Genomic DNA, 9564 nt, shown 5'->3' with positions numbered 1-9564 from the left:
GCGCCGGGCGCTGGTCGCGGCGATGCTGCTGGCGGCCGGGCCGGCGCTGGCGCAGGCGCCATCCGCCAAGCCGCCGCCCGAGCCCGCGCCCCGCCGCCTGCCGCAGGTGATCTCGCCGCTCGATCCGCCGGCGCAGGGGCGGGGGCTGCCGCGGGTGATCTCGCCCACCGACGAACCCGCCCCGGCGGCGGCGGCGCTGCCGCGGATCCTGTCGCCGGTGCAGCCCGGCGCGCCGCCCGCCGGGGCGCTGCCGAACGCGGCCGCCGCCCCCTGCACCACGCAGCAGGTCACGATCGTGAATGCCGCGCTGGTCGAGGCGCGCGCCCGCATCGCCGTCGCCATCCGCCTGCTGCAGGAACGGCCCGACCATCCGCATGTCCGGCTGTGGTTCGGCACCGCGCCGCCCGGGCTGGTGCAGCTGGTGCTGCAGCGCACCGCCACGCGGCTGGCCAGCACGGCCGGCGTGGAATTCCAGTGCAACGACCCGGCACGGTGCACGGGCCAGGTGGCGGCCTATGCGCGCACCATGTCGCGCACGCTGCTCGACGCGCAGGGCCGGCCCGCCGTCAGCTACCGGGTCGATGAAGGGCAGGTCCTGGGCGTCTGCCCGCCCTTCTTCCGCGCCGGCATGACCGGCACCGGCACGCGCTGGGGCATCCTGGTGCATGAGGCGACGCATTTCGCCGCCGAGACCCGGGACCATGTCTATGGCCGCGCCGCCAGCCTGGCCCTGGCGCGCGAGAACGGCGCGCGGGCGGCGGAGAATGCAGACAACTTCATGCTGTTTGTCGAGACCCTGCCCGGGCGCTGACCGGCCCGGCCCGGGCGCGGGCGCGCGGCAGTCGGCGGGCAGGGCGCAGGGCGGTCGGGACGCGCCGTTGCGTCTGGCGCCATGCCGGGCGGCGTGCTTGGGTCCGCCAGTGATACCCAGCGCCTTGCCGATCCGTCCCCACCGCCGCCTGTGGCTGCTCGCGGCGGCGTTCTGGCTGCTCGCCGTGCCGGCGCCCGCGCAGGGGCCGGATGCGCCGCCGCCCCCGGTCGCGGCCCCGGTGGAGGCGCCCACCGGCAAGCCGCCGCCGCTCGACCGCATCGCGACGGACCTGCCGACCGCCAAGCCCCCGCCCCTGGAGCCCAACCGCCAGGTGCTGGTGGTCGAGGCGCCGACCACCAAGCCGCCGCCCTTGGAACTGGGCCCCGCCGACATCCCCGGCCCCGCCTGTTCCGCCGAGCACCACCAGCCGATGATCGACGACGCGCTGGCCATGGCGCGCAGCCGCATCCGCGACGCCATCCGCCTGGTGCGCGACGAACCCGACCACCCGCATATCCGCCGCTGGTTCGGCACCGCGCCGCGCAAGACCATCCGCATCACGCTCGAAGCCACCGCGGCGCGGCTGGACGACATGACGGGCGTGGAGATCCGCTGCAACGACCCGCCGGGCTGCCCGGGCGGGCGCTTCGCCTATGCGCGGGAACGCGACCTGGTGCTGGGCCTCTGCCCGCCCTTCTTCCGCGCCCGCATGGAGGGCACCGACAGCCGCTGGGGCATCCTGATCCACGAGGCCTCCCACCTGGCGGCGAATACGCGCGACCACGCCTACCGCCCGACCGGGGCGCTGGCCCTGGCCAAGGACAATGCCGCACGCGCCGCGGAGAACGCCGACAACTACGAGTATTTCGTCGAGACGCTGCCGCAATAGCCTCGGCGCCCAGGGAAGGCAGGCCGCGGCAGGACATTGGCTGCACCGGGCCGCGCGCCCCATTCGCCACCACGCCGTGCCGCCGCAGCGAAAACCGGTCACCCAGGCACGAAAGCCGCACAACGCGGCGGCGCCTCGGGCGCCGCGACCCCGCGCGCCCGATCCGCGCGGGAGCCGTTCCCAGCGGCGCACCGATGGCTCAGCGCGCCGGCATGCGCAACGCGAACAGCGCCGCCACCGCCACCGCGCCGAGCCCCGCGGTCAGCCACAGCGCCTGCGCCCCCACCGCATCCACCAGCAGCCCGAAGCCGAAGGGCGCCAGCGCCTGCGCCGCGCGTGCCGGGGCGGTGATCAGCCCCTGCCGTTGCCCGTAGCCCGCGGCGCCGAACAGCGCGAGCGGCAGCGTGCCGCGCGTGATGGTCAGCATGCCGTTCCCGGCGCCATGGATCAGCACGAAGACCGCCGCCATCGGCGCGCCACCTGCCAGCAGCACCACCACCGCGATGGGATGCAGCGATGCCGCGATGCGCGCCGAGACCAGCGGCGAGATCTTCCGCAGGAAGGTGAATTCCAGGATGCGCGCCGCCACCTGCGCCGGGCCGAGCAGCGCACCCGCCGCGACCGCCGCCACCACGGTGGCGCCGGCCGCCTGCAACAGCCCCGGCAGATGCGCCCCCAGCGCCGCCGCGCTGAACCCCGCCGTGGCCAGCACGAAGGCGATCAGCGCCATGTCGCGCCCGCGCGGCGGCGGCCCGGCTTCGCCCTGCGCGGCGGCGGCTTTCTCGGGCGGCGGCGTGCGCGGCACCAGCAGGCGGTTCAGCGGCAGGCCGACCACGATGTGCAGCGCCGCCCAGCCCAGGCAGGCCCCGCGCCAGCCCCATTCGGCCTCCATCAGCGCCGTGGTCGGCCAGCCCACCGTGCTGGCGAAGCCGGCGATCAGCGTGATGCCGGTGATGCTGCTGCGTGCGTCCTTGCCATACAGCCCGGCCAGCGTGGCGAAGGCGGCGTCATACAGGCCCATCGCCATGGCCACGCCCATCAGCGCCCAGGCCAGGGCGAACACCAGCGGCCCGGGCGACAGCCCCATCAGCAGCAGCCCCAGCGCGAAGACGATGTTCGACACCGCCAGCACATCGCGCCCGCCGCGCGTGTCGATCGCGCGGCCCGCCATCGGCCCCAGGAAGGCGGTCAGCAGCAGCGCGCCGGAGAACACGCCGAAGATGGTGGCGCGGGAGACGCCGAACTCCGCCGCGATCGGCGCCGCCAGGATGGCGGGGATGTAGTAGGACGAGGCCCAGGACAGGGTCTGCGTCGTGCCCAGCACGGCGACGGTCAGTGGGCGGGAAGCGGCCATGGCGGCCATCCTCCCGCGCCTGCCGCGCCGCGTGAAGCCGGATCAGGTCACGCGTGGTCCGTGATGTCGCGCCCGAGCGCCGCGCGGTAGCGTTCCGCGACGCGCGCCTTGACCTCCGGGTTGATGATGCGCGGCGGGAAGCGCCCGGCGGCGAAGGCGGAGAAGGCCTCGGCCGCGATGCGCGTGATCATCGCGCGGCTTTCATGCGTCACGCCCGCGGTGTGCTGGGTGCAGATGACGGCGGGGTGCGACAGCAGCGGGTGGTCGGCCGGCGGCGGCTCCTGTTGCCACACATCGAGGCCGGCGGCGGCGATGTGCCCGCTGTTCAGCGCCGCCAGCAGCGCGCCTTCGTCATGGATCGACCCGCGCGCGGTGGTGACCAGGACCGCGCCCGGCTTCATCGCGGCGAAGCCGTCGGCCGCCATCATGGCGCGGCTTTCCGACGTCAGCGGGCAATGGATCGAGACGATGTCGCATGCCGCCAGCATCGCCTTGAGGTCATCGAACTTCTCCGCGCCGCGGTCGGCCACGGTCGCGGCATCGACATACGGGTCATAGGCCAGCACGCGGCACTGGAAGGCGGCATGCAGGATGGCCGCGGTGCGCGTGCCGACATTGCCGATGCCGATCAGCCCCACGGTCTTGCCGAGCAGGTTGCGGCCCATGAATTCCTCGCGCCGCTGGGCACGGCCCTCGCGCATCGCGGCGTGGCATTCGGGGAAGCGCTTCAGCAGCGCCAGCATCATGCCCACCGCGTGTTCGGCAACCGCCTCGGCATTGCCGCCCGCCTGGTTGACCAGCAGCACGCCGGCGCGCGTGCAGGCGGCCGGTTCGATGGTGTCGTAGCCCGCCCCCTGGGAGCCCGCCATCAGCAGGTTCGGCAGGCGGCCCAGCAGCGTGTCGTTCACATGGAACGGCTTGGGCAATTCATCGCGCGAGGCGCGCACGTAGTAGCCCTGGCAGGTCTCCAGGATCTTCAGCGCGGCGTCCTCGCCATCGTCAAGGGTCAGGCGGACCAGCTCCAGCGCCGGGTCCTTCGCCGCGGTGTCCAGGAAGGACTGGTGCGGCACCTTGATCAGGTAGCCGATGCGGAAGCGATCATTGGACACGCGCATTTCCCCCCAAGGATGCTCCGCGTTGCGTAGCGCGGGATGCCAGGGTGCGCCAGACCGCCCGCTCAGCGCCGCAGCGACAGCAGGTATGCGACCAGGTCGTCGCGCTGCTCTCGCGTCAGGTGGTAGTTCGGCATGCCGGCGTGCGGGGTCTGCAGGAAAACGCGCAGCGACATCGATGTGGTGGACGGCATCGCGGCGATGGCCGTGAAGGCGGCGGCCGCGTCGGTCGCCGGCCCCGGCCCGCCGGGCGCGATGCGGTGGCAATGGGCGCACCAGTTCGCCGCCAGCCCGCGGCCGGCCTGGGCATCGCCGGGCTCCGGCTGGGCCAGCGCCGGCGCGGCCAACATGCAGAACAGCACCAGGTATCGCATCGCCGCCTCCGGGGTTGCGGCGCCAGCGTGCCGCGCCGATCCGACCGGCGCCTTGCGTCAGGCCAAATAGACGCCGCCATTGATGTGATAGACTTGGCCGGTGATCCACGCCGCCGCGTCGGAAGCCAGGTAGGTCATCAGCCCCGCGATCTCCTCCGGCCGGCCCATGCGGCCGAGAGGCAGCGCCTTCGCCATCTCCGCCAGCTCCGCATCGGTATTGCCATGGCGCGGCTGCGCCGTGTCGGTCAGGCCAGGGGCGATGGCGTTCACCCGGATGCCGTGCGGCGCGAGGGCCAGCGCCATCGACCGCGTGATGCCGATGATCCCGGTCTTGGTCGCCGAATAATGCACCCCCAGCACCGCCCCACGCACCGAGGAGGAGGACAGGTTCAGGATCACGCCCTGGATGCCGGCGGCCACCATGTGCCGCGCCGCCGCCTGCGCGCAGAAGGCGCTGCCCTTCAGGTTGACGTCGAGCACTCGGTCCCATTCGGCTTCCGTCATGTCGAGGAATTCGACGCGCGGGAAGATGCCCGCATTGTTCACCAGCACGTCGATCCGGCCGAGCGCGTCGATCGCGCCCTGCACCAGCGCGGCGCATTCGGTCGCGGTGCCGACGCTGCCCTGCAGCAGCACGGCGCGGCGCCCGGCGGCGCGCACATCGGCGGCGACGGCCTCCGCGGCGGCCTGGTCGTCCAGCCAGTTGATCGCCACGTCATGCCCGGCCATCGCCAGCGCGCGCGCCGCTGCCGCGCCGATTCCCTGCTGCGCGCCGGTCACCAGCGCGGTCCTGACGGTCATGCGGTCTTGCTCCTGTGTCGCGCCGCAGCATCGCGGGGCTTGCGGGGTGGCGCAACGGGTGGCACGCCTGGGTTCGGGAGAGGGACGCATGGATCTGGCCGGGCTGTTCTCGCTGGAAGGGCGACGCGCCGTCGTGACGGGCGCCTCGGGCGTGCTGGGCGCGCATTTCGCGCGCGTGCTGCATGGCGCGGGGGCGCAGGTGGCGCTGGCGGCGCGACGCGTCGATGCGACCGCCGCGCTGGCGGCGGAACTCGGCGCGCGGGCCGCCGCCGTGCCGCTGGATGTGACCGACCCGGCCAGCATCCGCGCCGCCTTCGACGTGGCCGAGGCCGCGCTCGGCGGCCCCTGCGACATCCTGGTGAACAATGCCGGCATCGCGGTGACGAAGCCGCTGCTGCAGCAGGGCGCGGAGGACTGGGACGGCGTGATGGCGGTGAACCTGCGCGGCTGCTTCCTGGTCGGGCAGGAGGCCGCAAGGCGCCTGGCCGCGGCGAAGCAGCCGGGGTCGATCATCAACATCGCATCCGTGCTGGGCGAACGGATCATCCCGGGCGTGGCGGGCTATACCGCCGCCAAGGCCGGGCTGCTGCACCTGACGCGCCAGATGGCGGTGGAACTGGCGCGCTTCGGCATCCGCGTGAATGCGATCGCGCCCGGATACGTCGCCACGGACATCAACCGCGACTACTTCGCCTCGGAACCCGGCCAGGCGATGGTCAAGCGCATTCCGCAGCGTCGCCTGGGGTCGCCCGAGGACCTGACCGGGCCGCTGCTGCTGCTCGCTTCCGCCGCCGGCGCGCACATGACGGGTGCGACGGTCACGGTGGATGGCGGGCATTCGGTCAACGCCCTGTAGGAACGAACCCCATGGACTTCGTGCTGCCGCCCGAGATCGAGGAGGTCCGCCTCCGCATCCGCCGCTTCGTCGATGACCGGCTGATCCCGCTGGAAGCCGACCGCGCGAACTACGACGAGCACGACAACATCGCCCCGCATGTGCTGGCCGACATGCGCCGCGCGGCGAAGGCGGAAGGGCTCTGGGCCTTGCAGATGCCGCGCCGCCTGGGCGGCATGGAATTGCCGCGCATCGGCATGGCCGCCTGCTACGAGGAAATGAACCGCTCCATCTTCGGCCCCGTGGTGTTCAATTCCGCCGCACCCGATGACGGCAACATGATGATCCTCGACCAGGTGCTGCCGGAGGCGATGAAGGAACGCTGGCTGCAGCCCATCGTCGACGGCGCGGTGCAGTCCGCCTTCGCCATGACCGAACCGGATGGCTGCGGCTCCGACCCCGGCCTGACCTATACGAAGGCCGAGCGCGTCGGCAACGACCGCTGGCGCATCACCGGGCGCAAGCACTACATCACCGGCGCCGGCAACGCGAAGATCTTCATCATCATCGCGCGCACATCCGACGACGAGCGCAAGGGCCTGACCGCCTTCCTGTTCGATGCCGACACGCCGGGCTGGAGCATCGTCCGCCGCATCCCGATCATGGGGCCGGAAGAACATGGCGGGCATTGCGAACTCGCCTTCGACGGGCTGGAGATCCCGGACGACCAGCGCCTGCTGAATGTCGGCGACGGGCTGAAGCTGACGCAGTGGCGGCTTGGCGTGGCGCGGCTGACGCATTGCATGCGCTGGACCGGCCTGGCGCGGCGGTCGCTCGAGATCGCCATGGAGCGCATCAAGAACCGCGACAGCTTCGGCATGAAGCTGATCGACCGCGAAAGCGTGCAGGGCCTGGTCGGCCAGGCGGCAATGGAGATCGAGATCGGCCGCCTGCTGACCATGCGCGCCGCCTGGGCGCTCGACCAGGGATCCTTTGCGCGCAAGGAGGTCTCGATGGCGAAGATCGTGGTCGCCGACGCGCTGCACAAGTCGGTGGACACCGCGCTGCAGCTGCTGGGTGCGCGCGGCTATTCCAAGGACACCGTCATCGAATGGATCTACCGCTACGCGCGCCAGGCGCGGCTGGTGGATGGCGCGTCCGAGGTGCATCGCATGGTGCTGGCGAACATCCTGCGCAGCGAAGGCGACGGCTTCTTCCGCTGGGGCCAGGCCGGGCATGGATGAGGCGCGGCTGACAGCCTGGCTGCGCGATGCGACCGGCGATGCGGCGCTGGTCATCGAAGGCGCGGCGCTGCTGTCGGGTGGCGCCATCCAGCAGAACTGGGCGCTGGATGTCAGCGGCGGCCGCGCCTGGGTGCTGCGCACGGACAATGCCGCGACGCTCGCCGTCAGCCATGGGCGCGCGCAGGAATACGCGCTGTTGCGCGCGGCCTTCGCCGCCGGCGTGACGGTGCCCGAGCCGCTCTACCTGTGCGAGGACGCCAGCGTGCTCGGCGCGCCGTTCTTCGTCATGCGGCGTGTCGCCGGCACCGCGGCCGGCCATCGCGTGGTGCGCAGCGACACGCTGGCCGGTGGGCGCGACGCCTGCGTGCGCGCGCTGGGGCACGAGTTGGCGCGCATCCATGCCATCACGCCGCCGCGCGCGGACCTCGCCTTCCTCGGCTCGCCGCCCGCCGACCCCTGCCGCGCCTTCATCGCCGACCAGCGCGCGGCGCTCGACCGCCAGCGCCATCCACGCCCCGTGCTGGAATGGGGCCTGCGGCACCTGGAGCGCACCGTGCCGCCGCCCGTTCCGCCCGTTCTGGTCCACAACGACTTCCGCACCGGCAACATCATGCTGGACGAGGCCGGCGTCACCGCCGTGCTCGACTGGGAATTCGCGCTGTGGTCGGACCCGCATGCGGACCTCGGTTGGCTCTGCGCGAAGTGCTGGCGCTTCGGCAATGACGCGCAGGAGGCCGGCGGCATCGGCCCGCGCGCCGCGCTGTACGACGGCTACGGCGCGGTCGACGATGCCCGCGTGCGCTGGTGGGAACTGGCCGCGCATATCCGCTGGGCCTCGATCGCGGTGGACCAGGCGGAACGCCACGTCTCGGGCGTCGAGCGCAACCTCGAACTCGCCCTGACCGGCCACATGGTGCCCGGCCTGGAATGGGAGATCCTGCGGATGGTGGAGGCGCGCGATGCTGCGTGAAGAACCCGGCGCGGCCGACCTGCTGGCCACCGCGCGCGACGTCCTGCTGAACGACCTGCTGCCGGCACTGCCGGCGGAGAAGGCCTTCGCCGCGCGCATGGTGGCGAATGCCATGGCGATCGCGGCGCGCGAAGCGGCGCAGGACACCGCCCGGGATGCCGCGGCGCTGGCGCGCATGGGTGGCGATCCGCGCGCCTTCGCCGCCGCCATCCGCGCCGGCGCGCACGACCCCGGCACGCCTGGCCATGCCGCCGCCGCCACGCTGCTCGATGACATCACGCGCGCGCGCTGCGCGGTCAGCACGCCGAGGGCGATCGCGCGACGATGACCTGCGGACCGCCGCGCAGCCGGGGGATCCCGGCCGCGCTGTCGCCGCCTGGCGCGGTCACGATCGGCGCTGACCCGTGGACAGCCATGCGCCGTGCGCCATGGAAGCGCGCAGGTCAGCCGCCGCGCGCGGCCGGCGCGGCGGGGGTTATGCGGCGGCGGAGCTCGGCGCGCGCCTCCTCCATGGTTTCCTGCAGGCAGTCGATCGGCACGCGGCCCGGCGTGCGCCCGCAGGCCTCGCGTTCCGCGACGTAGCGCGCCAGCACCGCCTCCAGATCGGTCAGGGCGGCCGGCTGGCTCGCGAGGCGGGCACGCGCCGCGACCGCGTCGCGTACCACCGCGGCGTCGAGCTCCCGCATGCCCGGCGTGGCGCAGATGCGCGGCGCAGCCCAGCCGCTGCTGGACGGGCAGGTCACCGCGACCAGGCCGGTCGGCGCCGGCACCGCGGCGGGCGGCGGCTTGGCGGGTTCGGCCACCGCCCCGGAACTGCCCGTGCCCGCGCCGCCTCCGGTCACTGCCGCCTCCAGGTCGCGCGCACGGGCCCGCATGGCGCGGCGGACGCAGGACTGCGCGTCCCGCACCACCGGCGATTCGCAGGCGCGGCGCTCAGCCAGCCAGGCGCGCTGTTCGGCTTGCAGCCGGGCGCGTTGTTCGGGCGTCGCGCGGTCGATGATCGCGCGCCAGGCGGCGGCGATGCGGCGGTCGAGCTCGGCCAGGTCGGCCTGGGCGCAGATCTGCCGTTCGTCCCAGGCGCGGGCCTGGCGGCAGTCGAAGGACGGCTGCGCCAGCACGGGCAGCGGCAGCAGGACCAGGGGGGCGACCAGGATGCGTTTCATGGCGGCAACGC

General features: G+C 73.4%; 11 protein-coding genes. 6 read left to right on the top strand and 5 right to left on the bottom strand.

What is annotated here, in order from left to right; all coding sequences use genetic code 11:
* Both LQ222_RS23440 and LQ222_RS23435 read left to right on the top strand, forming a co-directional pair.
* Positions 1–811 (top strand): M35 family metallo-endopeptidase (locus LQ222_RS23440; RefSeq protein ID WP_253074023.1); only part of this gene is annotated, 811 nt, incomplete at its 5' end.
* Between the two features lie 124 nt (positions 812–935).
* Positions 936–1700, top strand: a complete 765-nt coding sequence (locus LQ222_RS23435) for a M35 family metallopeptidase (protein WP_230169295.1) — start codon at positions 936–938, stop codon at positions 1698–1700.
* A gap of 199 nt (positions 1701–1899) precedes the next feature.
* Here the strand turns inward: LQ222_RS23435 and LQ222_RS23430 are convergent, their stop codons facing one another.
* From LQ222_RS23430 to LQ222_RS23415, 4 genes are all read right to left on the bottom strand, one after another.
* Positions 1900–3054: an MFS transporter gene (locus LQ222_RS23430; protein WP_230169294.1), complete on the bottom strand. Its 1155-nt coding sequence runs from the start codon at positions 3052–3054 to the stop codon at positions 1900–1902.
* Between the two features lie 47 nt (positions 3055–3101).
* Complete coding sequence (locus tag LQ222_RS23425; RefSeq protein ID WP_230169293.1) at positions 3102–4163, bottom strand: D-isomer specific 2-hydroxyacid dehydrogenase family protein; 1062 nt, start codon at positions 4161–4163, stop codon at positions 3102–3104.
* Positions 4164–4231: 68 nt separating this feature from the next.
* On the bottom strand, positions 4232–4540 hold the full coding sequence (locus LQ222_RS23420) for a cytochrome c (RefSeq protein WP_230169292.1): 309 nt from the start codon (positions 4538–4540) through the stop codon (positions 4232–4234).
* Between the two features lie 57 nt (positions 4541–4597).
* Positions 4598–5341 (bottom strand): SDR family NAD(P)-dependent oxidoreductase, encoded by a 744-nt coding sequence (locus LQ222_RS23415; RefSeq protein WP_230169291.1) that lies wholly within the window; start codon positions 5339–5341, stop codon positions 4598–4600.
* A gap of 88 nt (positions 5342–5429) precedes the next feature.
* On the opposite strand from LQ222_RS23415, the gene LQ222_RS23410 reads away from it, so the two are divergent.
* The 4 genes from LQ222_RS23410 to LQ222_RS23395 are packed head-to-tail and all read left to right on the top strand — an operon-like array spanning position 5430 to position 8718.
* Entirely contained in the window at positions 5430–6197 is a 768-nt protein-coding gene (locus LQ222_RS23410) for an SDR family NAD(P)-dependent oxidoreductase (RefSeq protein ID WP_230169290.1), read from the top strand.
* Positions 6198–6208: 11 nt separating this feature from the next.
* The gene (locus LQ222_RS23405; RefSeq protein ID WP_230169289.1) at positions 6209–7420 is read left to right on the top strand and encodes an acyl-CoA dehydrogenase family protein; all 1212 of its coding nucleotides are present in this window, start codon (positions 6209–6211) and stop codon (positions 7418–7420) included.
* The gene (locus tag LQ222_RS23400) at positions 7413–8390 is read left to right on the top strand and encodes a phosphotransferase family protein (protein WP_230169288.1); all 978 of its coding nucleotides are present in this window, start codon (positions 7413–7415) and stop codon (positions 8388–8390) included. Before LQ222_RS23405 ends, LQ222_RS23400 begins: the two co-directional genes overlap by 8 nt.
* Positions 8380–8718 (top strand): DUF6285 domain-containing protein, encoded by a 339-nt coding sequence (locus LQ222_RS23395; protein WP_230169287.1) that lies wholly within the window; start codon positions 8380–8382, stop codon positions 8716–8718. Before LQ222_RS23400 ends, LQ222_RS23395 begins: the two co-directional genes overlap by 11 nt.
* A gap of 115 nt (positions 8719–8833) precedes the next feature.
* On the opposite strand, the gene LQ222_RS23390 is transcribed toward LQ222_RS23395, so the two are convergent.
* Positions 8834–9553 (bottom strand): lysozyme inhibitor LprI family protein, encoded by a 720-nt coding sequence (locus LQ222_RS23390; protein ID WP_230169286.1) that lies wholly within the window; start codon positions 9551–9553, stop codon positions 8834–8836.
* Between the last annotated feature and the right edge of the window lie 11 nt (positions 9554–9564).

This window comes from Roseomonas sp. CECT 9278 (assembly GCF_918698155.1).
Classification (GTDB): Bacteria; Pseudomonadota; Alphaproteobacteria; order Acetobacterales; family Acetobacteraceae; genus Neoroseomonas.
The sequence above is the reverse complement of the archived record's forward strand: the minus strand, read 5'-3'. Positions and strand labels throughout refer to the sequence as shown.

Excerpts from the sequence above, each read along its gene's own strand:
- LQ222_RS23430 (WP_230169294.1), bottom strand. The coding sequence starts at position 3,054 with ATGGCCGCTTCCCGCCCACTGACCGTCGCCGTGCTGGGCACGACGCAG.
- LQ222_RS23420 (WP_230169292.1), bottom strand. The coding sequence starts at position 4,540 with ATGCGATACCTGGTGCTGTTCTGCATGTTGGCCGCGCCGGCGCTGGCC.
- LQ222_RS23415 (WP_230169291.1), bottom strand. The coding sequence starts at position 5,341 with ATGACCGTCAGGACCGCGCTGGTGACCGGCGCGCAGCAGGGAATCGGC.
- LQ222_RS23410 (WP_230169290.1), top strand. The coding sequence starts at position 5,430 with ATGGATCTGGCCGGGCTGTTCTCGCTGGAAGGGCGACGCGCCGTCGTG.
- LQ222_RS23405 (WP_230169289.1), top strand. The coding sequence starts at position 6,209 with ATGGACTTCGTGCTGCCGCCCGAGATCGAGGAGGTCCGCCTCCGCATC.
- LQ222_RS23400 (WP_230169288.1), top strand. The coding sequence starts at position 7,413 with ATGGATGAGGCGCGGCTGACAGCCTGGCTGCGCGATGCGACCGGCGAT.
- LQ222_RS23395 (WP_230169287.1), top strand. The coding sequence starts at position 8,380 with ATGCTGCGTGAAGAACCCGGCGCGGCCGACCTGCTGGCCACCGCGCGC.
- LQ222_RS23390 (WP_230169286.1), bottom strand. The coding sequence starts at position 9,553 with ATGAAACGCATCCTGGTCGCCCCCCTGGTCCTGCTGCCGCTGCCCGTG.